The sequence below is a fragment of the Micromonospora reichwaldensis genome (assembly GCF_031845925.1).
Classification (GTDB): Bacteria; Actinomycetota; Actinomycetes; order Mycobacteriales; family Micromonosporaceae; genus Micromonospora; species Micromonospora reichwaldensis.
The window spans coordinates 1-26,384 of record NZ_JAVRFL010000011.1; the positions used below are offsets into that span (position 1 = coordinate 1).

At 75.6% G+C, this 26,384-nt stretch carries 24 protein-coding genes; 12 read left to right on the forward strand and 12 right to left on the reverse strand.

Features of this window, described 5'->3' with window-relative positions:
- A partial coding sequence (locus RM555_RS11140) for a C39 family peptidase (protein WP_311411669.1) occupies positions 1-224 on the forward strand: 224 nt, incomplete at its 5' end.
- Between the two features lie 159 nt (positions 225-383).
- On the opposite strand, the gene RM555_RS11145 is transcribed toward RM555_RS11140, so the two are convergent.
- Positions 384-1,283: an HhH-GPD family protein gene (locus RM555_RS11145; protein ID WP_311411670.1), complete on the reverse strand. Its 900-nt coding sequence runs from the start codon at positions 1,281-1,283 to the stop codon at positions 384-386.
- A gap of 142 nt (positions 1,284-1,425) precedes the next feature.
- Between RM555_RS11145 and RM555_RS11150 the strand changes: the two genes are divergently transcribed.
- The 3 genes from RM555_RS11150 to RM555_RS11160 all read left to right on the forward strand — a co-directional run bounded on the left by RM555_RS11150 (position 1,426) and on the right by RM555_RS11160 (position 3,390).
- Complete coding sequence (locus RM555_RS11150; protein ID WP_311411671.1) at positions 1,426-1,938, forward strand: glycine cleavage system protein R; 513 nt, start codon at positions 1,426-1,428, stop codon at positions 1,936-1,938.
- A gap of 23 nt (positions 1,939-1,961) precedes the next feature.
- Positions 1,962-2,519, forward strand: coding sequence for a peptide deformylase (locus RM555_RS11155; protein WP_396888740.1), 558 nt, complete (start codon positions 1,962-1,964; stop codon positions 2,517-2,519).
- Between the two features lie 148 nt (positions 2,520-2,667).
- Entirely contained in the window at positions 2,668-3,390 is a 723-nt protein-coding gene (locus tag RM555_RS11160) for a hypothetical protein (protein ID WP_311411672.1), read from the forward strand.
- Between the two features lie 51 nt (positions 3,391-3,441).
- Here the strand turns inward: RM555_RS11160 and disA are convergent, their stop codons facing one another.
- The 4 genes from disA to RM555_RS11180 all read right to left on the reverse strand — a co-directional run bounded on the left by disA (position 3,442) and on the right by RM555_RS11180 (position 8,034).
- Complete coding sequence (disA, locus tag RM555_RS11165) at positions 3,442-4,623, reverse strand: DNA integrity scanning diadenylate cyclase DisA (protein WP_151454105.1); 1,182 nt, start codon at positions 4,621-4,623, stop codon at positions 3,442-3,444.
- 142 nt (positions 4,624-4,765) lie between these two features.
- Positions 4,766-6,211, reverse strand: a complete 1,446-nt coding sequence (radA, locus tag RM555_RS11170) for a DNA repair protein RadA (RefSeq protein ID WP_311411673.1) — start codon at positions 6,209-6,211, stop codon at positions 4,766-4,768.
- A 91-nt stretch (positions 6,212-6,302) separates the two neighbouring features.
- Positions 6,303-7,055: a hypothetical protein gene (locus RM555_RS11175; RefSeq protein WP_311411674.1), complete on the reverse strand. Its 753-nt coding sequence runs from the start codon at positions 7,053-7,055 to the stop codon at positions 6,303-6,305.
- Positions 7,056-7,194: 139 nt separating this feature from the next.
- Positions 7,195-8,034, reverse strand: coding sequence for a UbiA family prenyltransferase (locus tag RM555_RS11180; RefSeq protein WP_311411675.1), 840 nt, complete (start codon positions 8,032-8,034; stop codon positions 7,195-7,197).
- Positions 8,035-8,079: 45 nt separating this feature from the next.
- On the opposite strand from RM555_RS11180, the gene RM555_RS11185 reads away from it, so the two are divergent.
- From RM555_RS11185 to RM555_RS11200, 4 genes are all read left to right on the forward strand, one after another.
- Entirely contained in the window at positions 8,080-8,853 is a 774-nt protein-coding gene (locus tag RM555_RS11185) for a methyltransferase domain-containing protein (RefSeq protein ID WP_311411676.1), read from the forward strand.
- A gap of 44 nt (positions 8,854-8,897) precedes the next feature.
- Positions 8,898-10,064 (forward strand): acyl-CoA dehydrogenase family protein, encoded by a 1,167-nt coding sequence (locus RM555_RS11190; RefSeq protein WP_311411677.1) that lies wholly within the window; start codon positions 8,898-8,900, stop codon positions 10,062-10,064.
- A 91-nt stretch (positions 10,065-10,155) separates the two neighbouring features.
- Positions 10,156-11,244 (forward strand): type III polyketide synthase, encoded by a 1,089-nt coding sequence (locus RM555_RS11195; RefSeq protein ID WP_311411813.1) that lies wholly within the window; start codon positions 10,156-10,158, stop codon positions 11,242-11,244.
- Positions 11,245-11,246: 2 nt separating this feature from the next.
- Positions 11,247-12,035: a hypothetical protein gene (locus tag RM555_RS11200; RefSeq protein WP_311411678.1), complete on the forward strand. Its 789-nt coding sequence runs from the start codon at positions 11,247-11,249 to the stop codon at positions 12,033-12,035.
- Between the two features lie 23 nt (positions 12,036-12,058).
- On the opposite strand, the gene RM555_RS11205 is transcribed toward RM555_RS11200, so the two are convergent.
- Positions 12,059-12,751, reverse strand: coding sequence for a hypothetical protein (locus tag RM555_RS11205; protein WP_311411679.1), 693 nt, complete (start codon positions 12,749-12,751; stop codon positions 12,059-12,061).
- Positions 12,752-13,078: 327 nt separating this feature from the next.
- Here RM555_RS11205 and RM555_RS11210 point away from each other — a divergent pair, with 327 nt between their 5' ends.
- From RM555_RS11210 to RM555_RS11225, 4 genes are read left to right on the forward strand one after another with little or no spacing between them, the layout of a single operon-like run.
- Positions 13,079-13,564, forward strand: a complete 486-nt coding sequence (locus tag RM555_RS11210) for a CarD family transcriptional regulator (RefSeq protein ID WP_007073334.1) — start codon at positions 13,079-13,081, stop codon at positions 13,562-13,564.
- Between the two features lie 56 nt (positions 13,565-13,620).
- Positions 13,621-14,316, forward strand: a complete 696-nt coding sequence (gene ispD, locus RM555_RS11215) for a 2-C-methyl-D-erythritol 4-phosphate cytidylyltransferase (protein ID WP_132239894.1) — start codon at positions 13,621-13,623, stop codon at positions 14,314-14,316.
- A gap of 16 nt (positions 14,317-14,332) precedes the next feature.
- Positions 14,333-14,815: a 2-C-methyl-D-erythritol 2,4-cyclodiphosphate synthase gene (gene ispF, locus RM555_RS11220; RefSeq protein WP_089003124.1), complete on the forward strand. Its 483-nt coding sequence runs from the start codon at positions 14,333-14,335 to the stop codon at positions 14,813-14,815.
- A gap of 10 nt (positions 14,816-14,825) precedes the next feature.
- On the forward strand, positions 14,826-15,851 hold the full coding sequence (locus RM555_RS11225; RefSeq protein WP_311411680.1) for a tetratricopeptide repeat protein: 1,026 nt from the start codon (positions 14,826-14,828) through the stop codon (positions 15,849-15,851).
- A gap of 84 nt (positions 15,852-15,935) precedes the next feature.
- Here RM555_RS11225 and RM555_RS11230 read toward each other — a convergent pair whose 3' ends face one another.
- The 6 genes from RM555_RS11230 to RM555_RS11255 form a co-directional block, all read right to left on the reverse strand.
- Complete coding sequence (locus RM555_RS11230; RefSeq protein ID WP_311411681.1) at positions 15,936-17,732, reverse strand: thiopeptide-type bacteriocin biosynthesis protein; 1,797 nt, start codon at positions 17,730-17,732, stop codon at positions 15,936-15,938.
- A gap of 13 nt (positions 17,733-17,745) precedes the next feature.
- The gene (locus RM555_RS11235; protein WP_311411682.1) at positions 17,746-20,640 is read right to left on the reverse strand and encodes a TOMM precursor leader peptide-binding protein; all 2,895 of its coding nucleotides are present in this window, start codon (positions 20,638-20,640) and stop codon (positions 17,746-17,748) included.
- Between the two features lie 25 nt (positions 20,641-20,665).
- Positions 20,666-21,793, reverse strand: coding sequence for a lantibiotic dehydratase C-terminal domain-containing protein (locus tag RM555_RS11240; protein ID WP_311411683.1), 1,128 nt, complete (start codon positions 21,791-21,793; stop codon positions 20,666-20,668).
- Between the two features lie 52 nt (positions 21,794-21,845).
- Entirely contained in the window at positions 21,846-24,635 is a 2,790-nt protein-coding gene (locus tag RM555_RS11245) for a lantibiotic dehydratase (RefSeq protein WP_311411684.1), read from the reverse strand.
- 109 nt (positions 24,636-24,744) lie between these two features.
- Positions 24,745-24,927: a thiopeptide-type bacteriocin gene (locus tag RM555_RS11250; protein WP_151454126.1), complete on the reverse strand. Its 183-nt coding sequence runs from the start codon at positions 24,925-24,927 to the stop codon at positions 24,745-24,747.
- A gap of 277 nt (positions 24,928-25,204) precedes the next feature.
- Positions 25,205-26,371, reverse strand: a complete 1,167-nt coding sequence (locus tag RM555_RS11255; RefSeq protein ID WP_311411685.1) for a homogentisate 1,2-dioxygenase — start codon at positions 26,369-26,371, stop codon at positions 25,205-25,207.
- Positions 26,372-26,384: the final 13 nt, after the last annotated feature.

Here is a 26,384-nt window from a genome sequence, read left to right on the forward strand (position 1 = left end):
TCGACGAAGGCCACGCCATCGTCGCCAACATCGCCGGCACCGCCACCGACACCGACGGCACCACCCACTCCTTCGAAGGCGGGCACTACATCAGCGTCGTCGGCTACCGCGACAACGGCAACACCGTGACGATCGCCGACTCCGCGGACCCGAACCAGGCCTCCTACCGGATGAGCGTCGACAACCTCGCCGACTGGATCGCCACCCGCGGCTACACCGCCTGACCCAACAACGGCACACCCAACACCACCCAGCAACACGCACCACCCAGCGACAACGACAAGGGCCGGCCCCCACAAGGGGCCGGCCCTTTCGTCACGCCCGGGGCTGGCACGCCGCCCCGGCACCGCCCAGCGCCCACGCCGCCCAGCGTCTTTGCCGGGTCAGCCCACCGGGACCGGTGGCCCGTCGCCGACGAGGCGGAACGAGGATTCGCCGACCGGTTCCACGAGACCGTCCCGCACCAGTCCGGCGAGCGCCCGGGACCGCTGGACGTCGTCGGCCCACACCTGGTCGAGCCGCTGGTGCGGCACCGGCCCGGTCGCCTCCCGCAGTACGCCGAGCAGCAGCCCGCGTACCTGGCGGTCGGTGCCGGCGTACCGCTGGGGGCGGCGGGTCGGACCCGCGGGCGCCTCGCGGCCGGACGCGCGCCAGGCGCAGACCGATTCGACGGGGCAGACGCCGCAGCGGGGCGACCGGGCGACGCAGACCACCGCGCCCAGCTCCATGAAGGCCGCGCTGGCCAGGGCGGCGGCGGCCGGTTCGACGGGGAGCAGTTCCTCGGTGGCGACCAGGTCGGCCGGGCGGGTCGCCGGGCCGGCGTCGGGTTCGCCGGCGATCGCCCGGCAGACCACCCGCCGCACGTTGGTGTCGACCACCGGGTGCCGCTGACCGTACGCGAACGCGGCCACCGCCCGGGCCGTGTACGTGCCGACACCCGGCAGCGCCAGCAACTGGTCCAGCCGGTCGGGGACCTGCCCGCCGTGCCTCTCGACGATCGCCAGCGCACAGTCGCGCAGCCGCACCGCCCGACGGGGATAGCCGAGCCGCCCCCACATCCGGATGGCCTCGGCGGGGCTGTCCGCCGCCAGCGCGGCCGGCTCGGGCCAGCGCGCCAGCCAGGCCTCCCAGGCGGGGAGCACGCGTACGACCGGCGTCTGCTGGAGCATGACCTCGCTGACCAGGATGGCCCACGGGCTCACGTCGGGTCCGCGCCATGGCAGGTCGCGGGCGTTCTCCTCGTACCACCGGCTGACCAGGGTGGCGAAAGTGGGCTCAGACATCGCGTCGCCGATGATGTCACGCGGCCCACCGCCGGGGCGGCGCGGGCGACGGTGCCAGGACGGGCACCACTACCGTCCCGCTGGCTGGGCGGTCCGGGCGGGGCGCTGCGGCGGCGGCGGACGGATCGGGCAGAATGCCCGGATGAACGAGCTCGCGATCACCGTCATCGGCCGGGACCGGCCAGGCATCGTGGCCGACGTCGCCGAGCTGCTCGCCCGGCTCGGCGCGAACCTCACCGACAGCACCATGACCCGGCTGCGGGGGCACTTCGCGATGACCCTGATCTGCGTGGGCCCGGCCGCCGCCGACGTCGAGGCCGCGCTGGCGCCGCTCTCCGCCGACGGCCAACTGCTGGCCACCGTACGCGCGGTCACCCCCGACGGCGAGACGGCTCCCGCCGGTGAGCCGTACGTGATGGCGGTGCACGGCGCGGACCGGATGGGCATCGTGGCGGCCATGACCCGGGTGCTCGCCGGCGCCGGCGGCAACGTCACCGACCTGAGCACCCGCCTCACCGGCTCGCTCTACGTGGTGGTCGCCGAGGTGGAGTTGCCGCCCGGAACGGCCGACGGGCTGGCCGGGCGGCTGGCGGCGACGGCCGAGGAGTTGGGCGTCGGGGTGACCCTCCGGCCGGCCGATCCGGACCTGCTGTGACCGGCGCCGGGCGCGGACCGGAGATCGAGGCGTACGTCGGCCTCGGCGACTGGACCCCGGAGTCCCTGGCCGTGCCGGGGGAGGTGCGACCGGTGGTGTCCGCGCCGGAGCAGGTGCTCAGCCGCTCCGGCGGCGAGGTGGACCCGACGGCGGCGGAGACGGTACGGCTGGCCGCCGACCTGATCGCCACCATGCGGGTGTCCCCGGGCTGTGTGGGGCTGGCCGCCCCGCAGGTCGGCGTGGGTGCGCAGGTCTTCGCGGTGGACGTGACGGGCCACCCGAAGGCGCTGACCGTGCACGGCACCTTCGTGCTGTGCAACGCCCGGGTCGTCGAGGCGAGCCGGTGGAAGGTGGCGCGCGAGGGGTGCATGTCGGTGCCCGACCTGACCGGGGACGTCAAGCGGGCGAGCCGGCTGGTGGTGGAGGGCGTCCTGCCCGGCACCGGCCGGCCCGTGCGGCTGGTGACGGACGGGTTCGAGGCGCGGGCCCTCCAGCACGAGATCGACCACTGCGCCGGCCTGCTCTTCCTGGACCGGGTCGCGGGTGCCCACGCCATCTACCAGCGCAAGGTGTACCTCTGAGCGTCGACGACGCGGCGACCCAGCGTCGCCGGCGGGACACGGTCGGCAGTCGGAGCCGTCGCATGTGGAGGGTCGGTGCGGTGAGCGGGGGGCGACTCGGCGCGTCGTGCGGGGCTGGCATGCCCCGCGCCGCTACGGTGGGGGCATCATGCGTCTGACGGTCGGCCCCCTGCCCCCCGCCGTGTACTGGCGGCGTCGCGCCGTCGTATTCGGAGCGGGGCTTCTCTTCCTGATTGTCCTGCTCTATTCGTGCACCGGATCGGACCGGAACGCGAAGAAGGGCGGTGACGCGCAGCCCACTCCGGGCGCGACGTCGTCCGGCGCCTCGCCGGAACCCACCGGTTCGGTGCTCGCCCCGCAGACCGGGGGGCCCTCGCCGGGTGCGGCGGATGGCCCTGACGCCGACGACCCGTCGGGCGGGCCGGTCACCACCGACTCGCCGCCGGTGGCGCCCGTCGTGCCGGCCGCCGGCGACGGCGCCTGCACGGACGCCGAGATCACGGTGATCCCGGTGGCCCAGCCCGCCTCGGTGGTCCGGGGGGCCGTGGTGGACCTCCAGCTCAAGATCAAGAACCGGTCCGAGCGGACGTGCAGCCGCGATGTCGGCGCCTCCGTGCAGGAGTTGTTCATCAAGTCGGGGGCCGAGAAGATCTGGTCGTCCGACACCTGCGGCACCGCCCAGGGTTCCGACGTGCAGTCCTTCACCCCGGGCTTCGAACGCGCCTACCAGGTGGGCTGGAACGGCCGCGACACCACCAAGTGCGCCAACGGGGTGGCGGCGGGCCCCAACCCGCCGGCCGGCACCTACCAGGTCTACGCCCGGGTCGGCACCAAGCTCAGCGAGCCGGTCAAGCTCACCGTCACCGACTGACCACACCTGGGCAGGCGGCCTGCCGGGCCGGCGACCGGCGTACGGGCCGGGTCAGACGTAGCGTTCGAGGATCGACGCCTCGGCGAGCCGGGACAGCCCCTCGCGGACGCCCCGGGCGCGTGCGTCGCCGACCCCCTCGACGGCCTGGAGATCCTCGACCGTGGCGCCCAGCAGCCGCTGGAGACTGCCGAAGTGCACGACGAGGCGGTCGACCACGGCGACCGGCAGCCGGGGCACCTTGGCCAGCAGCCGGAACCCGCGCGGGCTGACCGCCGCGTCGAGGGCGTCGGACGCGGCCGGGTAGCCGATGGCCTTGGCGACCGCGACGAGGTCGATCAGCTCGGTCGCGCCGAGCAGATCCAGCTCCACCAGGGCCTCGTCGAGGGTGCGGGACTTCCGGCCGGCCGGCAGGTAGTCCCGGATCACCAGGGTGCGGTCGGCGTCGACGCCGGCCATCAGCTCGTCGAGCTGAAGGGCGAGCAGGCGACCGTCGGTGCCCAGCTCCACCACGTAGCCGGCGATCTCGTCGGCGATCCGGCGGACCATCTCCAGCCGCTGCACCACCGCGACCGCGTCCCGTACGGTGACCAGGTCCTCGATCTCCAGGGCGGAGAGGGTGCCGGAGACCTCGTCGAGCCGGAGCTTGTAGCGCTCCAGCGTGGCGAGCGCCTGGTTGGCGCGGGACAGGATCGCCGCGGAGTCGTCCAGCACGTGCCGCTGACCGTTGACGTAGAGGCTGATGATCCGCATCGACTGGCTGACCGAGATGACCGGGTAGCCCGTCTGCCGGGCGACCCGCTCCGCCGTGCGGTGCCGGGTGCCGGACTCCTCGGTCGGGATGGTGGGGTCGGGCATCAGGTGCACGGCGGCCCGCACGATGCGGGTGCCGTCGCTGGAGAGCACGACCGCGCCGTCCATCTTGCACAGCTCCCGCACCCGGGTGGCGGAGAACTCGACGTCGAGCGGGAACCCGCCGGTGCAGAGACCCTCGACCACCTTGTCGTAGCCGAGGACGATCAACGCACCCGTCCGGCCGCGCAGGATGCGCTCGAGGCCGTCGCGCAGCGCGGTGCCCGGGGCCATCAGGGCCAGGTTCGCCCGCAACGGGTCACCGGCGCCCCCGGCGCCGCCGGTCACGGTCACGCTGATCGCGCGGGCGGGGGAGCCCACGGCGCCGGTGCGGGCGTGGGGTGTCGCGCCAGCAGGCTTGGCGGTGTCGCGGTCGATCGGCACGGACACAGTCTACGGACTGCCCTGCGGTGGGTGCTGTCGTGGTTACTGTGATGTGTCACGATGCCCCACCTCGCCCGGACCGTGGGCCGGCGTCCGGGCTGTCCGGTATCGGGCCGGACGTTCCGCCGACCACCCCCGGCGCTCACTCGGCGGAGGCCCGGGCGACGGCCTGGAGCGCCGAGCGTACGTCGGTCACCTCGATCACCCGCATGTGCTCCGGCGTGACGCCGGTGCTCTCGGGGCCGCAGCCGGTCGGCACCAGCGCGAGCCGGAAGCCGAGCCGGGCCGCCTCGGCCAGCCGGCGCGGCACGGCGCCGACCCGGCGCACCTCGCCCGTCAGGCCGACCTCGCCGATCGCCACCAGGTGCGGTGCGATGGCCAGGTTGAGCCCGCCCGAGGCGACGGCGAGAGCCACGGCGAGGTCGGCCGCCGGCTCCACCACCCGGATGCCGCCGACGGTGGCCGCGAAGACCTCCCGGTCGTGCAGGGTCAGGCGTTCGGTGCGTCGCTGGAGCACGGCCAGCACCATCGCGAGCCGGGCCGAGTCGAGCCCCGAGACCGTCCGCCGGGGCGAACCGGCCACGGTCGCGCCGATCAGCGCCTGCACCTCGGTGACCAGCGCCCGGCGGCCCTCCATCGCCACCGTGACGCAGGTGCCGGGCACCGGCTCCGAGTAGCGGGTCAGGAAGAGCCCGGACGGGTCGGCCAGGCTGCTGATGCCGCCCTCGTGCATCTCGAAGCAGCCGACCTCGTCGGCGGCGCCGAACCGGTTCTTGACGCCGCGCACCATGCGCAACGACGAGTGCTTGTCGCCCTCGAAGTGCAGCACCACGTCGACCAGGTGCTCCAGCACCCGGGGGCCGGCCACCTGGCCGTCCTTGGTGACGTGGCCGACCAGCACGGTGGCGATGCCCCGCTCCTTGGCGACCGCGACCAGGGCGGCGGTGACCGCCCGCACCTGGGTCACCCCGCCCGACACGCCCTCGGCGTTGTTGGTGGAGATGGTCTGCACCGAGTCGAGCACCAGCAGGCCCGGCTTGACCGCGTCGAGGTGACCGAGCACCGCGGCGAGGTCGCTCTCGGCCGCGAGGTAGAGCTGGTCGTGCAGGGCACCCATCCGCTCCGCGCGCAGCCGGACCTGGCTGACCGACTCCTCGCCGCTGACCACCAGGGAGGGGCTGCCGGCGCCGGCGGCCCACTGCTGGGCCACGTCGAGCAGCAGGGTGGACTTGCCGACCCCCGGCTCGCCGGCGAGCAGCACCACCGCGCCGGGGACCAGGCCGCCGCCGAGGACCCGGTCGAGCTCGCTGACCCCGGTGGGCCGGGCCCGGGCCGGTGCGGCGCTGATGGTGGCGATCGGCCGGGCCGGCTCGGCCGGCATCCGGGAGCTGACCACCTTGCCGGAGACCGTCGGGCCGGTGACCGTGCACTCGACCACCGAGCCCCACTCGCCACACTCCGGGCAGCGCCCGACCCACTTCGGCGGCTGGTGCCCGCAGGCGTCGCACTCGTAGGCCGGCCGGGGCTCGCGGGCGGCGGCCCGGCCGCGCCCGCCGGCCCGGGGGGAGCTCGATCGGGAGGTGGTCACACCGGGACGTTAGTCCTCCGGTACGACGAAGACACCGCCGGCGTGGCGGTCACCACGCCGACGGTGTCGTCGGAAACAGCGGGACGGAGGGTCAGTGACCGCCGCCCTCGTTCTCCTCGTAGCCGCCCAGGCGCTCGACGATCTTCGACGGGGGCGCGGCCGGGGTGAGCGGCACGGCGACCGGGGCCGGGCCGGTTACCGTGGCACCGTTGCCGAAATCGAAGGTCAGGGTGACGTTCTGGCCGGAGCGCAGCGCCTCGTTCAGGCCGATGAGCTGGAAGACCCGGTTCGACTGGGCGTTGAGCTGCACGTAGCTCAGCGGCGGGATCTCGATCCGGGCCGGCTCGCCGGCCGGCGCGGCCGGGCTCTCGGGGGCCGGGCTCTCCGGGGCGCCGGGGCTGACCGACTCCGACGGGCTCTCGGAGGCGCCCGGGCTGGCCGACTCCGCCGGCGAGGGCGACCCGGACGGGGCGGGCGACTCCGACTCGCTCGGGGACGCCGACGGGCTGGCCGAGGCGCCGGTGCCGGTGATCACCAACTCGCGCGCGCTGTCGGTGGTCACGGTCACGGTCACCGGGTTCCGCGAGTCGTTGTAGATCACGGCGTTCAGGACGGCGTTGGCACCCGCCTTGTAGCCCTCGGTGCCGGGGAACTCGACCAGCAGGCCGCGGACCGCGTAGGCGCCGTTGCCGGCCGACAGGTTGACGCCCTGGACCGACGGCTCCTTGTTGGCGGTCTCGGAGACCTGGCCGGCGCCGCAGCCGGACAGCAGCAGCCCGGTCGTCGCGGCCATCCCGGACAGCAGCAGGGCCGCCCGCCGGGAACCCCTGATCGAGCGCGTCACGTCGGTCCTCCTCGTCACGATCCCACCCGGTGCTCACGCCGGGCGTGGTGGCCATGCCCGCGCAGACCGCGCTCCAGGGTAGTTGGGCCTGATCCACCCCCGCACGCCGACCCGGAGATGGCACCCGGGGGGACGCGCGTCACACCAGTCGGCCGCTCGTGACCAGCAGGACGACGTCGATGAGGGCGACCAGCATCACGGCCCGGAAGGCGGCCACCTGCCGGCCTCCGGTGCGGGCGGCGGCGCGTCCCGCGTACCAGCTCAGCGGCGGCACCACGACGGCGGCCGCGACCGCGGCGAGGCCGACCCTTGACGGCGGCCCGGGCGGCCCGAGGACCAGCGTGGCGGTCGCCGCGAGCAGCAGCAGCGCGGCGGCGGCCCGGCTGCCGGCCGGACCGAGGCGGTGCGGCAGCCCACGCACCCCCGTCCGGGCGTCGTCGGCCAGGTCGGGCAGGACGTTGGCGAAGTGCGCCCCGGCGCCCAGGCAGGCCGCGGCGGCGACCAGCCAGACCGGCGGCACCACCGCCCCGGGCAGCGCCAGCACGACGAAGGCGGGCAGCGAACCGAAGGAGACCGCGTAGGGCAGCACCGAGACCGGGGTCGACTTCAGCGGCCAGTCGTAGAGCAGCGCGGAGACCAGCCCGAGGGTGGCGCAGAGCGCGGCGGCCGGGCCGGTGGCCAGCGCCAGCGCCGGGGTGGCGAGCGCGGCCACCGCCGCGGCCACGGCCGTGACGCGCCGGCCGACCGCGCCGGCGGCGACCGGTTTGTCGGTACGCCCCACCGTGGCGTCCCGGTCGGCGTCGAGCGCGTCGTTGGCCCAGCCGACGGCGAGCTGGCTGGCCGCCACGGTGAGCACCACGGCGAGGATCCCGCCCGGCCGGTGCCCGACGCCCCACGCCAGCAGCCCGGCCACCGTGGTGACCGCGGCGGCCGGCTCCGGGTGACTCGCCCTGACCAGCCCTAGCACCGTTGGCGACATAGGGAAAGTCTGGTCGTTACCGGGCAGTCGTGCCACGCTCGGTCCATGCCAGACGCGGGCCGCACCCTGCCACGCAACGATCCGCGCCAGTACGACGACCTGGCCGGCGAGTGGTGGCGGCCGGACGGGGCGTTCGCAATGCTGCACTGGCTGGCCGAGGCCCGCGCGGCCCTGGTGCCGCCGGCGTCCCGCCCCGGCGCGCTCCTCGTCGACCTCGGCTGCGGCGCCGGGCTGCTCGCCCCGCACCTGGCCGGCAAGGGCTACCGGCACGTGGGCGTCGACCTCACCCGGTCGGCCCTGACGCAGGCCGCCGCGCACGGGGTGACCGTGGTCAACGGCGACGTGACCGCCGTACCGCTGGCCGACGGCTGCGCCGACGTGGTCGCCGCGGGCGAGTTGCTGGAGCACGTGCCGGACTGGCGGCGCGCGGTGGCCGAGGCGTGCCGGCTGCTGCGGCCCGGCGGCCTGCTCGTCCTGGACACGTTGAACGACACGGCGCTGAGCCGTCTGCTGGCCGTGCGGATCGCCGAGCGGCTGCCCACGGTGCCGAAGGGCATCCACGATCCACGGTTGTTCGTGGACGCCCGGGCGCTGGTGGCGGAGTGCGCCCGGCACGGGGTCGGCCTGCGCCTGCGGGGCATCCGGCCGGGGATGCCCGGCCTGCTCGGCTGGCTGGTCCGCCGGATGCGCGCCGCCAACCGTCCGTACGCGGTCCCGACCGACCGTCCGCAGGCGACGGTCGCCGGCCCGCCGCCACGGATCGTGCCGACCTGGTCGACGGCCGTGCTCTACCAGGGGCGTGGTACCCGGAGCGGATAGCGGTGCCCGTCCCTGGGTAGGGAGAGGGCCGAGAAGGGGGCTGTATGACGCAGCACGCGTTGGAGGCGGCTCGCCGCCTGGCACCGAGGCTGGCCGCCCGGGCGGCCGAGCACGACCGGGACGGCTCGTTCCCGGTCGAGGACTTCCGTGACCTGCGCGAGGCCGGGCTCTTCGGCCTGATGGTTCCCACCGCCCTCGGCGGGATGGGCGCCACCTTCGCCGAGTACGCCGCGGTCGCCACCGAGCTGGCCCGGGGCAACGGCGCGACGGCCCTGGTCTTCAACATGCACGCCTCGGTCACCGGTGCGCTCGGCGCGGTGACCGAGGAACTGGCCGAGGCGCTCGGGGTCCCGGACGAGGCGCTGGCCGCCCGGGACCGGCTGCTCACCGCCGCCGCCGAGGGCTCCTGGTACGCCGTGGCGATGAGCGAGCGCGGCGCCGGCGCCCGGCTCTCCCAGCTCGGCACCGTCTACGAGCCGGTCGACGGCGGGTGGCACCTCAAGGGCAGCAAGACGTTCTGTTCCGGGGCCGGGCACGCGGACGGCTACCTGGTGGCCGCCCGCAGCGCCGCCGACCAGTCGGTGGTCTCCCAGTTCCTGGTGCCGGCCGGCGACGGGTTGACGGTCGAGCCCACGTGGGACTCGCTCGGCATGCGCGCGACCTCCTCGCACGACCTGCACCTGGACGTGACCGTGCCGGCCGACCGGCTGCTCGGCGGCGTGGAGGGGCTGGCCCTGGTGGTCGCCCAGCTCATGCCGCACTGGCTGGTGGCCAGCTACGCCGCCGTCTACGTCGGGGTCGCCCGGGCGGCCCTCGACGCGGCGGCCGAGCACCTGAACGCCCGCAACCTCGCCGGACTGCCGGCGGTCCGGTCCCGCCTGGGCCGGGCCGACGCGGCGGTGGCGGCGGCCCACCTGGTGGTCGCGGAGGCGGCCCGCCGGGTGGACGAGGCGCCGGGCGACGCGGAGACCAACCGCTGGGTCTGGCGGGCGAAGCTGCTCGCCGGCACCACCGCCGCCGACGTGGCGGCGTCCGTGCTGGAGGCGGCCGGCACGTCCGCGACCCGGCGGGGACATCCGCTGGAGCGGTTCTACCGGGACGCCCGCTGCGGCTCGCTGCACCCGGCGACGTCGGACGTCTGCGCGGACTGGCTGGGCGTCGCCGCGCTGGGCGGTGACCCGGACCGCGACGGAACGGTGCCTCGTTGGTGAGCGTGGGGGGTCCGCCGGGTCGGCGGACGCGCGGGCGCACGGCCCTTCCAGGGGCGGGTTCGACCGCCCGGTGCGCAAGGCCGGACGAGAGGTGGGCATGGTGGCCGTACCGGTGATCGCGGGGCTGGGGACGGCGCACCCGCCGTCGGCCGCGCAGGACGACCTGTGGGAGGGCTTCTTCTCGAAGCACTTCTCCGGCAGCACGCGGGCGCTGGCGCAGCGGATCTTCGCGCACTCGGGGGTCACCCGCCGGCAGGCCGCCGTGAACCCGTTGCTGGAGGACGTCTCCGACTGGCCCACCGAGCGGCGGATGCGCCGCTACCTGGTCGAGGCGCTGCCGCTGGGCAAGGAGGCGGTGGGCCGGGCGCTGACGGCCGCCGGCCTCTCCGCCGGCGACGTCGGGCTGTTCGTCGTCTGTTCGTGCACCGGGTACGCCACCCCGGGGCTGGACATCCTGCTCGCCCGGGACCTGGGCATGGCCCCGGACACGCAGCGCCTGTTCGTCGGGCACATGGGCTGCTACGCCGCGCTGCCGGGCCTGGGCGCGGCGAGCGACTTCGTCACCGCCCGGGGCCGGCCCGCGTTGCTGCTCTGCGCGGAGCTGACCAGCCTGCACATCCAGCCCTCCAGCGCCCGGGTGGACACCCAGCAGATCGTGTCCCACGCGCTCTTCTCGGACGCCGCGGTCGCCGCCGTGGTCGTTCCCGGCGGCCGGGGGTACGCGCTGCGCGAGGTCACCTCCGTCACGGACACCTCGACGGCCGACCACATGACCTGGGACGTCACCGACACGGGTTTCCGGATGGGGCTGTCGCCGAAGGTGCCACAGGTGCTCTCCACGCACGTCCGGGGCCTGGTCGAGGGACTGCTGGCCCGGCACGGCACGACGCTGTCCGAGGTGGACGGCTGGGCGGTGCACCCGGGCGGCCCGCGCATCCTGAACGTGGTCGAGCGGGAGCTGGCCCTGCCGCCGGAGGGCCTGGCGGCGTCCCGCGCGACGCTGGACGAGCACGGCAACTGCTCGTCGCCGACGGTGCTGCTGATCCTGGACCGGCTGCGCCGGGCCGCGTCGCCGCCGCGGCGGGTGGTGATGCTGGCGTTCGGCCCCGGCCTGACCCTCTTCGCCGCGTTGCTCGAACGGACAGGAGTGGGCGGTTCGCCCGGCGCGGTTACCCTCTGATGATGGACGCCGATGCGGCAGACCGGTCGGAGACCGGGCCGGACGCGGGTGGGCACACGGCTGGTGTCGCGGCCGACGATCGGCTGCGTGGTGCCGTACTGGCCGTGGCGGGGCTGGCCGCGCTGGTCGGCGGCGGCTTCTGGTGGCAGGCCGACGCGCCCCGCACCGGCCCCGTGCCGGACCTGTCGAACGTCGCACCGCCGGACCGGGCCCGGCTCGCCGCTCCGCCGGACGCCCACGCCCGGTTCGTCGTGCCCCCTGAGGGATCCGGACGGCCCGCCAGCTTCTGGCTCGTCGACCCGCGCAGCGGCGCGACGGTGCGGACGGACCCGCGCGGGGGCGCGGCGGTGCGGGTGGACCCGCGCGGGGGCGCGGCGGTGCGGGTGGACCCGCGCGGGGGCGCGGCGGTGCGGGTGGACGCCGACGACCCGGAGCAGCGCCGCGCCGGGGACGACCGGCTCCAGGCGGGCGACGGGCGTCGGGGCAGGCTGGCCAGCTTCCCCGACACGGTCTGGACCGCCCGGGCCGTGCTCAGTCCGGCGGAGGTTCTCCTCAAGAGGGCCTCCGCCGAGGGCGGGGAGCGTCACCTGCTCCAGTACCGCTGCGTCGGCCCGGGAGAGCTGCTGATCGTGGTGGAGGGGGCCTGGGCGGCCGACCCGATCACCAGCGCCTGCGACGGCTCGGTGACGTCGACGGAGGTCACCGGCAGGGGCGGGCCGTTCCAGGTCTCGCTGTCGAGCGCCAACGCGGAGCCGCTGCGGGTCGAGGCGCAACTGGTCGCCCTGCCCTGACCCCTGCTTCCCGGCGGGGCGGCTCAGGCGGCGAGGCGGGTCAGGTCGGCGCGGTAGTCCTCGGCGGAGTGGATCTCGGGGACCACCTTGACGAGGACGCCGGACCGGTCCACCAGCAGCGCGGTGACGGCGCCGGGACGGGCCGGCAGGTGCAGGAACGAGCGCAGCCCGCCGGCCGGGTCGGCGAGTGGTCGCACCGTGGCCCCGGCGGGCGGTGGCGTGGCGCGTACGGGTCGGGTGCCGGCGACGGTGACCACCGTGACGCCGGCCGGTGCCAGGGCGGCGGCGGTGGCCACGTCGGCCGGGCAGGGGCAGCCGTCCACGAGGATGATCATCGCTGGCACGAGTCCGCGCAGGGGCACCGGTGACTGGCCGGCGTCGACCAGGTCCAGCGCGGGCAGCGGTCGACCGGCCGCCCCGGCCGGCGCGTACGGGGTGGGGGAGGGCTCCGGGGTGGACCGGCCGGGCCGGGGCCAGATGACCGCCGCGAGGCCGGCGAGGGTGGTCAGCACCGCCACCAGCAGCACCAGCAGGGCGAGGGCGAACGGGGACCGGGCCGGCGGAGGCGGGACGGCGCGCAGGGGCGTGCCACCCAGCTCACGGCGGAGCTGTTCGGCCTCGGCGGCCAGCGCGGAGGCGTCGTCCGGCACGACCACCCGGCCCCACTCCGGTGGCAGGTCGGGCAGTCCGGGGCCGTCTGCGTCGGGCTTGCCCATCGGACCCCCAAGGACGTCTCGGCGAGCGGACAGCGGCTCGGTCTCCAGCGTCCCGCACGGGGCGGGCTGCCGCTACACCTGGGCGCGTACCCGGCCGGCGGGCTACCATGGGAGGAGCGCATAGCCCTTGATCTCGACGTTCGCGTCACTCGTACCGGGACGTCATCCGAGCGTTACGGAGCGTGGTCAAACCACTGGTTTGGCGGTCTGTCAAGCTGAAGAAAGACCTCTCACAGGGCCCCTGAGCTGCGCCAACGGTCAGGACAGCGGTGAGACATCGGTGCCTGAGCGTGTTACCCTAGACACAGCGAAAGGGGTTTCGAACCTATGGTTTTCAGTGTCGGCGAGACCGTTGTTTACCCCCACCACGGGGCCGCACTCATCGAGGCAATCGAGACTCGGGTGATCAAGGGCGAGCCTAAGCAATACCTCGTCCTGAGGGTCGCACAGGGTGACCTGACGGTCCGGGTGCCCGCCGAGAACGCCGAGATCGTGGGTGTGCGCGAGGTGGTCGGCGAAGAGGGCCTCGGCAAGGTCTTCGACGTGCTCCGTGCACCGCACACCGAGGAGCCGACCAACTGGTCGCGGCGTTACAAGGCGAATCTGGAGAAGCTGGCCTCCGGCAACCCGCTCAAGGTCGCCGAGGTCGTGCGCGACCTGTGGCGTCGGGAGCGGGAGCGGGGTCTCTCCGCGGGTGAGAAGCGCATGCTCGCCAAGGCCCGTGACATTCTCGTCGGCGAGGTCGCGCTGGCCGAGAAGAGCACCAAGGACGAGGCGGAGACGCTGCTCGACAAGGTCCTGACCGAGGCCTAGTCCCCGCAGCATCGTCGTACCCGATTCGTAGCGAACAAACCACCGAGGACCGCGACGTGACCGCGCAGCTCAATCCGTGCGGTGACGTCGCGGTCCTCGTGCCTGCGGCCGGTGCCGGCGTACGGCTCGGCCCCGGCCGCCCCAAGGCCTTGCGCCTGCTCGGCGGGGAACCCCTGCTGGTGCACGCGGTCCGCCGGCTCGCCGCCGCGCCGTCGGTGCACACCATCGTCGTGGCCGCCCCGGCCGCCGAGGTGGCGGCGGTACGCGAGCTGCTCGCCCCGGTCGCCCCGGTGACCGTGGTTCCCGGCGGCGCCGAGCGGCAGGCGTCGGTGGCCGCCGCCCTCGCGGCGGTGCCGGCCGGCCCGGAGATCGTCCTCGTGCACGACGCCGCCCGGGCGCTGACCCCGCCCGACCTGGTGGAGTCCGTCGCGGCGGCCGTCCGCGCCGGGCACGACGCGGTGATCCCGGTGCTGCCCGTCGTCGACACGATCAAGGAGGTCGGCGCCGACGAGGTCGTCCTCGGCACCGTCGACCGCTCCGCCCTGCGCGCGGTGCAGACCCCGCAGGGCTTCCGCCGGGCGGTGCTGACGGCCGCGCACGCCGCCGCCGGTGACCCGCTCACCGACGACGCCGGCCTGGTCGAGAAGCAGGGCGTCCCGGTGTCCTGCGTCCCCGGCTCCGAGTACGCGCTGAAGGTCACCCGCCCGTTCGACCTGGCGCTGGCCGAGCACCTGCTCGCCACGGGCGCCTGACGCGTACCCTCTTCTCATGATCGTTCCCCGGGTGGCCATCGGCACCGACGTGCACGCCTTCGAGGCGGGCCGGCCGTGCTGGGTGGCCGGCCTGCACTGGCCCGACCAGGACGGCCTGGCCGGGCACTCGGACGCCGACGTGGCCGCGCACGCCGCCTGCAACGCGCTGCTCTCGGCGGCCGGCCTCGGGGACCTGGGCGCCAACTTCGGCGTGGGCCAGCCCGAGTGGGCCGGCGCGTCGGGCGTCGCCCTGCTCACCGAGAGCGCCCGCCGCGTGCGGGCCGCCGGCTTCGCGATCGGCAACGTCTCCGTGCAGGTGGTCGGCAACCGGCCCAAGATCGGCCCGCGCCGCGAGGAGGCCCAGCGGGTGCTCTCCGAGGCGGTCGGCGCGCCGGTGACCGTCTCCGCGGCCACCACCGACGGCCTCGGCTTCCCCGGGCGCGGCGAGGGGCTCACCGGCATCGCGGTGGCCCTGGTGTACGAGGCTCCGGCCGCCTAGGCTCGCCGCGATGTCCAGCGACGCCACCTCAGACCGGTCCGCCGCCGACGGCTACCTCCAACGCGCCCAGCTCCTCGCCGAGCTGGGTCGCTACGACGAGGCCGCGGCCGAGGTCTCCTACGCCGTCGCCCTGGACCCGGCCGACGCCGGGGCGCTGACCATGCTGTCCCGGGTCCACCTCGCGGCCGGCCGGCCGACGGAGGCGCGTACCGCCGCCGACGCCGCAGTCGCCGCCGCCCCCGACAGCGTCCCGGCGCTGGTCGCCCGCGCCCTCGCGCTTGGCGATCTGGAGGAGTACCGCGAGGCGGCCCGCACCGCCGACCGGATCCTGGCGCTGGGCCCCGACGACGCGTACGCGCAGAGCAGCGCCGCGGCGATCCTGGCCGGCTCCCGCAACGGGCAGCCGGCGCTGAACGCGGCCTGGCGCGGGGTCGAGCTGGCCCCCGAGAACCCCCAGGCGCACCTGGTGCTCGGGCTGGTGGCGGCGAACATGCAGATGTTCGACCTGGCCGAGCGCGCCTACCGGGAGGCGTTGCGGCTGGACCCGCAGCTCGCCGAGGCCCGCCACGACATCGGCGTGCTCCGGCTGGAGCAGCGGCGCTGGAGCGAGGCGCTGGAACACCTCGCCGAGGCGGCGTCGATGAGCCCCGGGCGGGTCGACTCCGGCCGGACCATCTCGCTCGGCCTGCGCCAGCTCGTGGTCTACGGCGCGGGCTGGACGATGATCACCGCCGTGCTGATCGCCTGCATGGCGCCGGGCAGCGCCGGGCTGTCCCGTGTCGCGGCGGCGTTCGCGGCGCTCGGCGGGGCGCTGGTGGTCTGGCGCTTCGCCGCCCGGCTGCCCGGCCTGTCCCGGACCATCCTGCCGAGCCTGCTCCGCTCCGACCGCACGCTGGCCCTGGCCGTCTACGCGGCGGCCGCCGCCCCGGCCCTGATCCTGCTCTACGCCCTGGTCGGCACCCCGTGGCCGCTGGTGCTCGCCATCCTCGCCGCGGTCGCCGCCGAACTCGCCGTGCTGTCCCGCACCACGGCGTGAGCCGGCACCGGCCGGCCCGTCGGCTGGCCTGACGGGACCACCTGATCCGGCGGCTGGCCCGTCGGCTGGTCCTGGCGACCGCCCTCAGCCGAGGGCGAGGGCGTAGAAGACGCTGGCGTCCAGCCCGTCGAGCAGCAGCAGGTGGTTGAGCTCGTCGTCGAAGAACCCGCCGAGCGGGGCGGCGGAGAGCCCGAGGGCCGTCGCGGCGAGCAGCAGGTTCTGGGCGAGGTGGCCGGTCTCCATGGCGGAGAACCGGTAGCCGCGCAGCCCGTACCGGGCCCTGGCCCGGCGCAGGTCCGCGACCACGAACAGCCAGAGCGGCACCGTCTCGACGTCGAGCCCGTCGGCGCCGGGGACGATGTCGGGACCGGTGGGCGCGAACTGCGGGGCGACCCGGGACAGCCGGTCGGTGCCCGGATCCGGTGCCACCCGCCGGAGGGCGTGCCGCTCCGGCAGGTACTCGTAGAGTGCCGCCCGCACCGAGGCGATCCGGCGGGGAAGCACCAGCAGCCGGGTGGTCGCCAGGGCGCCCGGCGTCGGGTACGCCAGTCGTCGCTGGCCGTTGACCGCCGGCGCGGTGTCGCCCGCCGCGTAGCGCAGCAGCCGGCCCAGGTCCGCCACGCCGGTCTCCGCTCGGCCGAAGTCGTACCGGGTGCGGCGGTCCAACAACACCGTGGCGAGCGTGGTGTCGGCGAGCGCGCCCGGCGTCGGCTCCGGCAGTGCCAGGGTCACGGCGTCGGCCGGGAGGGGGCGACCCGGCGCGGGCTCGACGGTACGGGGACGCTGGCTCGGCCACCGCGTACGGGCGAACTTCGACGCCTCGTGGTATGCGCGGTCCGGGGCGTCGGTCCCGTCGGCGTGGAAGTCCGGCGTTGCGGCCGGTGCGCCGTACGCCAGCGACGCCAGCCAGGCGAGGTGGCACTCGGCCGGGATGCTCAGCCCGAGGCGGTTGTGCAGCATGTGCAGCTGCGACGCGAGGATGCCGGGCACCGTGCCGTGCAGCCGGCCCTGCCCGTCGAGCGCCCGTAGCCGCTCGACGTAGGCGGCGACCTCGTCCGCCCAGTAGTTCACGGAGGTGGCGGCGCCCCTGCCACGCGTGACGATGTCGGCGATGAGCCGCTGCCGGGCCGGGTAGCCGGACGCGTCGGCGTGGAAGTCGCGTTCCGCCGCGATCAGTGCCGGGCCGAGGTCCCGGCCGTTCGCCTCGGGCACCAGCGTCCACCCGTTGGCGTAGCCGCGCAGGAACCGGACCGCCTCGTGCCCGGTGAGGCCGCTGGCGGTGAGGAACCCGAACAGCAGGTCCACGGCCGTCGACCGGCGGCGGGCGGGTGGCGCGCCGAGCAGGGCCGCGGCGACCCGGCTGGACGCGGCGAAGAGTTCCTCGGCCGCGCCGATCGCGTCCGGGCCGCCGTACCGGTCGACCTCCGGCCGGTACGGCTGTTCGACCACGGTGCCGTGCGGGTGCCAGCCCAGCTCCGGCCCATCGCCGGCCCCGTGCGCCACGCCGGTCCTGTCGGGCCGGTCGTTCTCGGCGGGCCGGTCGGTCCCGTCGGTCCCGTCGGTGTCGCCGGACCGGTCGGAGGTGTGCACTCCGAACTGGGCGTACCAGTCCGCCGGACGTAGTTCCCGGGCCGGTGGCGGCAGCGCGGCCACCGCTTCGACCAGCCCGGCGCGCATCCGCCGTACCGTCTCCGGCGTCGCGTCGGCGACCCGCCAGCGCAGGTGCGGACCGCCCTCCCAGTACCGGACGAAGAACCAGGAGGAGATCTCGCCCCGGGCGAGCAGGTCCGTCGTGGTCGGCACGATGTGCTCCCGCAGCACCGTCTCGGTGCACTCGGGGCCGGCGTGCAGGTGGACGTGCAGGGCGGACCAGCGAGCCATGCTCGGCTCTCCTTCAGGGGAACGGGTGGGGCAGGATCAGGTGGTCGGGGGCGGCGAGTCGGGCCCGCCACAGGCGCGGCAGGTCGACCCGCCGGTTGAGGTGCCCGAAGGTCATCGGTACGGCCCCGGGCGCGAGGACCTTCGCGGCGGCCAGGCCGAGGCGGCGTTCGGCCGCCCCGGTCTGGTCCACCACCAGCGGCGGCGTCCCGGCGGCGGCCATCGCGTCGACGACCCTGCGCAGCACCTCGGTCAGGTCGGGGTGCAGCCACCGCTCGCGCCAGCCGGCGAAGTGCTCGTCGAACGGTCGCGCCGGGCCGGCGGCGGCCTCCCGCAGCGCGAAGTCGAACCGGGGCAGGGCCTGCGGCAGCAGGTGCAGGGCGGCGTGGTCCCCCAGTCCTTCCACCAGGTCGGCGTCGGCGAGCATGGCGAGCAGCCGGTCCTGCGGTGGGCGGGCCACCTTCGGCGCTACCGTCACGTTCACACCGACCTCCAGGACCGCCGCCGCGGCGGCCCGGCGGGGATCGGGATGCGCCCCGGCGGCGGAGAAGGTCGCGCCCAGGCCGGGTCGGTCGGTGACGGCGAGGGCCCAGACGGCCGGTATCCCGACGTCGCTGGTGATGTCGAGCAGGTGCAGCCGGTAGCCCTCCGCCGCGATCCGGTCCGCGAGGTGCCGGGTCAGCGGATCGACGTCGGGCGGCAGCGCCAGAGCCGGCGGCGTACGGCCGGCGTACCACGTGAGCAGGAAGGCGTCCCGCTCGATCGTCTCCAGGCAGGCGTGCAGGATCGCCTCCTCCAGGCAGCCACCGACGGCGCAGCCGCTGGAGGACTCGTAGAGGAACCGGGCGGCCCCGGCACGCTCCACCCCGTAGTAGGCGGCGTGCTCCGGCACGAGGACGGGCCGATCACCCACCAGGTCGTACGCCCACACCCAGGACGTCACCGCGTCCGGGGTGAAGGGGTCCAGCCGGTACCCGGGGTGGCGGACCGCGTCCGGCTCCGGCAGGCCCAGCCGGGCGGGGTCGACGGCGTCGGCGGCGAGTTCCCGGTAGCTGCCCAGCGTGGTCGTCCGGCGGGCCTGCGGGCAGCGTCCGGCCTCCCGTTCGACCGCCTCCAGCAGGGCCAGCACCTGCGCGGTCGATTGGTCCGCCGCGCGCCCGTATCCACCGACCCGACCGGAGCGGCCGGGCACGGGCATCTCGGCCGCCGCCAGCGCGAGCGGGCCCTGCCGGTCGGTGTGGACGTGCGTCACCGGCCCGTGGCGGGGATCGACCAGTTCGGCGCGGAGCACGGCCAGGTCCGGCGGTCCGGGGCGGACCCGTAGGCACTCGGGTGCGGGCTGCCGGCGGGGGCGCAGGGCGATCGTGGCGGCCCCGGCCGAGTCGGGTGGCAGGGCGTCGCAGTCCGGACAGTCCGGCACCGCTCGGATCAGGTGCCGACTGATCGTGCCGTCGCGGACCGCCAGCACGCTGGCCAGGCGCGGGTCGGCGTCGTCGGCGAGTTGGCCGGCGACCAGCTCGCCGACCAGTCCGTGCCCATACGGCGGCAGCGGCAGCGGCCGGCCGCCGGCGAGCAGCGTGGCGGGGCTGCCGGCACCGAGGACGGCCTCCTGCCGGGCGTCGGCGCACCGCAGGCAGCCGCCGACACCGGGGCTGCTCAACGGGCCGATCTCGATCGCCGTCCCGCGCGCCCGCACCGGCAGGTACGCCCTGCCGACCGCGTGGGCGGCCCGCTGTTCGGCCAGGTGCCGGGCCACCGGCCAGTCCGCCGCGACGCCCACCACCACGGGCCGACCCGTCCGCCGTACGGTCGCGGCCCTGACGGCGATCGCCCGGACCAGGTGGTCGTCGTCCCCGATCACCCGCACCAGGCCGTCCTCCGCTGCGCCCGGACCGAGGGACGCGGTGTCGGGGTCGACCGGTGGGCGGGCCGGCACCGCTCCCGCCGTCGGTCCGGTGCCCGGCGCCCCGTCACCGGCGAGCGCCCCGGTCCGCGCGGCGGGCGTCCCGGTCCGCGTGGCGGGCGTCCCGGTCCGCGTGGCGGGTGCCCCGGTCCGCGTGGCGGGCGGCCAGGGCTGTGGGCCGGTCGGCTCGCCGACGCGCTGGACGACCCCGCCGCGCAGCGCCAGCGCCGTGCCGTCGGCGAGCCCGGCCAGCACGCGTACCACCTCGTGCGCCACGAGGAACGGCAGCAGCCGGTGGTCGGTCGCCGGCACGGCCTGGCCTGTGGCGGTCTGGCCTGTGGCGGTCCGGCCTGCGGTGGCGGGGTGGCCGGGCGGGTCCAGCGGGCCGATCAGCGCGCCGTCCGGACGGATCGTCACCGGCAGCACCGCGGGCCGCAGGGAGCCGGGCGGCAGCGGTGCCGCCCCCGGCCACGGGGAACCGGGCGGCTCCCGACGCTCGCCAAGGTCCTCCGTCCGGATCCACACGACCAGGCCCGCGCCGCCGCCGTCCCCATGCTCCTCCCGGAGGGCGTGGAGAGCCTCTTCACGCGTGGGGGAGAGCCCGGACGCGGCCAGTGCCGCCCGTACGGCCGGTGGAAGGTCGCCCTCGCCGGTGACCGCGACCGCGCACCGCGACACCGCGTCCAGCGCGTCGGCCGGATCCTGCGCGAGCCCCGCCAGCCAGGCCGCCAACGGACGGCCGTCCAGCGGCACCCGGACGTCGACCAGGACCCCGTGCTCGGCGAGGAGGCCGAGCAGCCAGCCCACCGCCCGGGCGGTCCGGTCGGGCAGTCCCAGGGTGGCGGTCGCCGGGTCGAGCCCCCGGCGGAGGGAGGGCTCCAGCCGTTGCCACAGCTCGCCGGCGATCGGCGGGCAGGTCACCACCGAACTGGACCGCCAGCCGCTCACGAGGAGCCCGCCCTCGACCGCCCGGACCAGGGCGCCCGGTCGCAGGGTCACCTCACCCACGTCGCCTCCACCCGGGTCACCCGGGTCACCCGGTGCGGGCGGTGAGGGCGTCCTGCCACGTCACGCCGTGGATCTCCTGGGTGGCCTCGGCGAGAAGATAGGCCCCGAGGTACCGCTCCAGCGGCGCGACGTCGCAGAGCGTCAGCAGTTGGTAGAGCATGTTCGTGCAGAACCGGTAGATCTGGAACTCGCGGCTCGCGGCGACCCGTTGGAAGCCCGACGCCTCCAGCGCCTGGTGGTAGGCACTCGCCCCGCGACGGCTCAGGTCCCACCGGATCGCGGTGGCGTCGTCGAACGAGGTGGTGCGCCGCCGGAACTCGGCGGAGAACGCCCCGTCGAGCGCGCCCGCGTCGTACGCCCGCTCGGCGATCCGCCACGCCGCCGCGCTCCACGCCCGCCACGCCGCCGCCACCGGCTCGGCGGTGTCCGGCGTGGACGCCTGGCGGACCAGGTCGTGGTACCTCCCGCCGGCCCGGTCGGCGAAGGCGGCGAAGCGCGGGCGCAGGAGGTCGTCCCGCTCGCCGAAGAGGAAGTCCTCCAGGTGCGACAGGAAGGTGTGGTAGCCGGACAGCAGCCGTCCCGGCCAGGTGTCGGCGTGCGCGGCCATGGCGGTGACCACGACGCCCACCCGGGCGGCCTGGCCGTCCCCGACGAGGGCGAGCTGGTCGAGCGACACCCGCACCGGAGCCAGCCCGGCGGCGAGGACGTCGGCACGGCACTCGACCGCGCCCGGCGTGCCCAGCAGCGCGGCCAGCGCACTCTGGTCGCCGTCGGTCACCAGCACCGTGTTGTCCGGGTGGATCGGGTCGTACGGGGGCGGTACGAGTTCCGCCCGGCCGGCCGCCTCGGACCGGCGCAGCAGCAGCTCCTCGTCGAGCCCGGCCCGGGACGGCGCCACCGCCAGGTGACCACGCAACCGTTCGGCGGCCTCGGCGGCGGCCGTGGCCCGTCGGGCCTCGGGGCCGCGTAGCCGCAGGCGCACGTGCGGGCCGTGCAACCAGTGCCGTTCCAGGTGGACGGCCAGCCCGGCACCGCGCAACCGCTCCGCGACGGGCAGGACGGCGTCGCGCAGCAGCGATGCCTTGGCCTCCTCGTGGTAGTGGCACACGACGTCCGTGGTCGGAGTCAGTCCGGTCGTGCTCGGCTCGGTCATGGCTGGACTCCACTCGGCTCGGTGGTGCGGTCGGACGCCGGCGCCGGGCCGGTCACCGGGGGGCCGCCGGGAGGTAGGTCTCGACGACCAGTTCGGTGACCCGGTGCGGCCGGTCGTGGCCGGCGGGACGGGGCAGGGCCTCCTCGACGACCAGCCGGCCGGTGATCCGCCCGAGCCATCGGGGCACGCAGCGCAGGTGCAGCGGGCTGGCCAGGTCGACGAACTGCGGCTTGGGTCGGGCGACCGCCTCCCGGAGCCCGGCGATCGCCGGGGGAGGCGGCGGGGCGGATGGACGTTCCGACGGCTGCCGGGCCTGGGCGCCGGGGTGCTGCGCGGCGTGGCCCGGTGCGGGCGGCTGCCCGTCGCGCCGGCCGCCCTGGTTGAGGAAGACCTGGTCGGGCAGGTCCCAGCCCGCCCGCAGCGCCGCGGCGGCGGCGACCGACGGCGAGCCGAGCCCGCGCAGGTGCTCTTCGGCGCCCTCGTCGAAGCGCCAGCTCCGGCGGGCGAGGACGACGCGGCCACAGCGGAGCCGGTCGGAGACCACGGCCTGCCCGCCCGGGCCGGCCACCGTCCGGGTCGCGGCCAGGTGGCGGAGCCCCACCTCGCCGCTGCCCAGGTCGCCGAGCAGCGCGGCCACCCGGGCCGGCAGCGCCGGCGGCGAGAGGAACCCGAGGTACAGCACGTCGAGCAGGTCACCGGTGGCCGGATCGCGCAGCCGGATCTGGTCGCCGGCCAGGTCGTGCACCAGTTCGACCGAGGCGAGGTCGAGCCCGCCCAACCGCTGGTCGTCGCCGATGTCCTCGCCGAGCAGCAGCGGGTGCAGGTTGGCGTTGAAGCCGTGCACCGGCCGGAACTGGGCCACCCGGCCGGGCAGCACCCGGCGGAGCTGGGCGGCCACCGCGGCGCGCATGCCGGCGTCGCCGAAGAGGTCCAGGAAACGGCTGGTGAACCGGCCCCAGCCGCCGTAGACGTGGTTGAGGTGCAGCGACCCGTCCGGGCCGTGCTGACCGAAGAAGGCGTACGACACCGGCCGGGCCCGCAGCCAGCGGGGCAGTGCCGCGGCCACCTCGGCGACCAGGTCGGCCCCGACGACGGTCTCCACACCGTCGTTCCCGCCGTCGGCGCGTACCGCCCGGACCACCTCCCGCCGCAGCGTGGCCAGCTGGGCCAGCTCGGGCACCCGGGCGATCGGACCGCCCACCAGGGCCCCCTCCGGGGTCACCGTCGGCAGGTCGTCGAAGCCGGCGCCGATCTCGGCGAAGAACTGGCCCAGGTCGGCACAGCGGGCCCCGGGACCGTAGCGCTCGACGAACCGGTGTCGCAGGAGCCGGCGCAGCACCTGGTCCTCGTCGAACAGCAGCGCGAGGCTGGTCAGCGCGGTCAGGTCGGCGGTGTCCGCGGGCCGGCGGGTCAGGCGTGCCGGCCCGGGTAGCACGACATCCTCGGTGACGGGCGCCTGGGCCGGTGCGGCGGCCCCGAGCTGCCGCAGGGCCTCGTGCCAGCCGGCGTCGATCCGACGTACGAGCGGGCCGCGGCGCGCCGCGTCGACGTCCGCCAGCGACCGGATGTCCCTGTCGAGGTGCCGTACCTGGTCGGCGAGGGCGGGGGCACCGGTGTCGCCGAGCCAGTCGGCGACCGCCGCCAGCGCCGCCGGGTCGTGCTCGGTGCTCGGCGGTACCGGGATCAGCAGGCGTTCGTCGCAGAGTTGGGTGACGAGACGACGCGCGAGCCGCTCGGCCTCGGCGGCGTCCGTGGCGGGGCGCGCGGCGCCTCGGCCGAGGGCCGCCACCAGCTCCGCCGGCGGGTGTCCGTCGGGTGCGGCGCGGAGCACCCGGATGATCGCGGCCAGTGCGGGCCGCAGCGGCATCCGGACCCGTTCCTCCCGGATCACCGGCATGCCGTCGGCGCCGGTCGTCGGGTGCTCGCGGTAGAACACGACGTGCCCGTCCTGCACGCGGGTGCCGGGCGCGAGCCGGTGCGGGGTGCGCAGCGTCTGGTCCGGGCGGCTGGTCCCGGCCAGGAAGAGGCTGGCGACCAGGCTGGCGGGGGGACGGGTCAGCGCCACCGGTTCTCCCGCTGCCGTCACGTCCAGGCCCGCCGCGAGGTCCAGGTGGATCGGCAGGGCCCCGTCGGGCGGGGACGCCAGCGGGGCGGGGACGGCTTCCGTATCCGGCCAGGGGGCCCAGCCGACGATGGTGAACCAGGAGAGCGGGCTGGTCCGGGTGGTGGCCCGCAACGCGTAGCGGAGCACGGTGGGTTCGGACTTGCGACCCCGGGCGTCCGGCGCGCCGCCGCGCGATGCCGTCCGCTGCACCGCTGCCAGCAGCTCAGGGCTGGTCAACGCGACCGCCCGGCCGAACGGCTCGCTGCCACAGAGGGCGGCGAGTGCGACGCGCTCCTCGGCCAGCGCCGCAGCCGACCCGGCGTCGACGGCGCCGGTGAGCCGGTCGATCTCGGCCCGGGCCCGCAACCAGCGCCCCAGCGCCGGCAGCCGGTCGGGCAGGTCGCCGAGCCGGACGCGCAGGTCGCTGGCCGGCGACCGGTCGTTGTGTACGTCCCGCCGCAGCGGTAGCAGGACCGACCGGCGGTACGCCGTCGGCGCCTGACCGCCGAGCCGGTACAGCTCCTCGGTGAGTTCGGGTCCGAGGGCCCGGCACTCGACCAGTCGATCGACGAGCTGGTCCTGGAGGCGACGCAGGTGCCGTCCGGCCGGACCGGCAGCCGGCAGGTCGACCGCCGTCCTGCGGATCAGCACGTACGGGGCGACCTGGACCTCCGGCGCGACTCGGCCGCCCGGTGCCGGGGACACCGGCGGGGCAGGGGATTGGCGGGTGGTTGTCACGGTCTCCTCCGTACGCGGTCGTCGGCCCCGACCCCGGTCGAGCCGGTGAGGCCGCGGAACGCCGGTGCCGGCGTCCCCGGCCCCACCGGTCAGCCCCGGTCCGGTACGACTACTGGGGGAGCTGGGCGGCGCAGGACGAGTAGCCCAGCCACTGCCAGACGGCGGAGGTGCTCGCCGAGGCGCCGGTCTCCGGCAGGGCCACCGCGTCGCGCACGGCGTGCACCTCCAGCAGGTCGGACACCTCCAGGTCGGCCAGGTTGAGGTCTTCGAGGTCGGCCAGCGTGGCCGTCATGTCGCGCATCGTGTACTCCGATTCCAGGGGATGTCGTCGACGAACAAGCGCACTTGTCGATGACAAGATGGACAGTGCGCAAGATGTTAGTCAGCTCCGCCCGCGAACTATTCGTCCGAGCGTCCAGTCGCCGATGGCCGTACGACGGCCGTCGGCTGACGAACAGAAGGAACCGCGATCACGCGGCCGATGCGCGGGAGGCCCGACACCCCCACGCACGAAGATGCCGCGGTCCGCCCCTGCGGGACCGCGGCACCGCCCACCCGGAACCGTCCGCCTAGGGGCGGCGGGCCCAGGTCCAGGCGTAGCCGTCGTCCTCACACGCGGTCGCGGCGTCGCAGAGGTCCAGCGGCCGGAAGGTGTCGACCATGACGGCAAGTTCGTCGAAGAAGTCCGCGCCGATGGACCGCTCGGCGGCGCCCGGCTGCGGGCCGTGGGTGAAGCCGGACGGGTGCAGCGAGATCGAGCCCTGCTCGATGCCGGAGCCGCGCCGGGCCTCGTAGTTGCCGCCGGTGTAGAAGAGCATCTCGTCGGAGTCGACGTTGTGGTGGTTGTACGGCACCGGGATCGCGTCCGGGTGGTAGTCGACCTTGCGGGGCACGAACGAGCAGATCACGAAGTTGGGGCCCTGGAAGGTCTGGTGCACGGGCGGCGGCTGGTGGATCCGGCCGGTGATCGGCTCGAAGTCGTGAATGGAGAACGCCCAGGGGTACATGTGCCCGTCCCAGCCGACCACGTCGAACGGGTGGTGGGCGTAGGTGTAGCGCGTCCAGCCGCGGCGGTGCCGGACCAGCACCTCCACGTCCTCGCCGTCGACCAGCAGTGGCGCGTCCGGCCCCCGGACGTCGCGCTCGCAGTAGGGCGAGTGCTCCAGGAACTGGCCCCGCACGGAGAGGTAGCGCTTGGGCGGGCCGATGTGCCCCGCCGCCTCGACGGCGAGCAGCCTGGTCGGCGCGTCGCCGGTGGGCACCAGCCGGTGGATGGTCGAGGTGGGGATGACGACGTAGTCGCCGGGCACCGCGTCGAGCACGCCGAACGTGGACTCGACCCGCAGGGTGCCCGACTCCACGTAGAGGCAGTGGTCGCCGGTGGCGTCGCGGAACAGCGGGGACGGCCGGTCCGCCAGCACGTACGCGATGCGCACGTCGTCGTTGGCGAGCAGGTACTGCCGGCCGAGCACCGGGTCGGCGCCGGTGCCGTCGAGCTTGTGGGTGCGCAGGTGGCGGGGCTTGAGCGGAAGGTTCGGCACCCGGGTGAACGCCGGCGGGGTGAACTCCTCGGCCGCCACGATCGCGGTCGGCGCGTGCTGGTGGTAGAGCAGGGACGAGTCGGAGGAGAAGCCCTCCTGGCCCATCAGCTCCTCGGCGTAGAGGCTGCCGTCGGGCTGGCGGAACTGGGTGTGGCGCTTGCGCGGCACCTCGCCGACGCTGCGGTAGTACGGCATCTCGCCTCCCGGT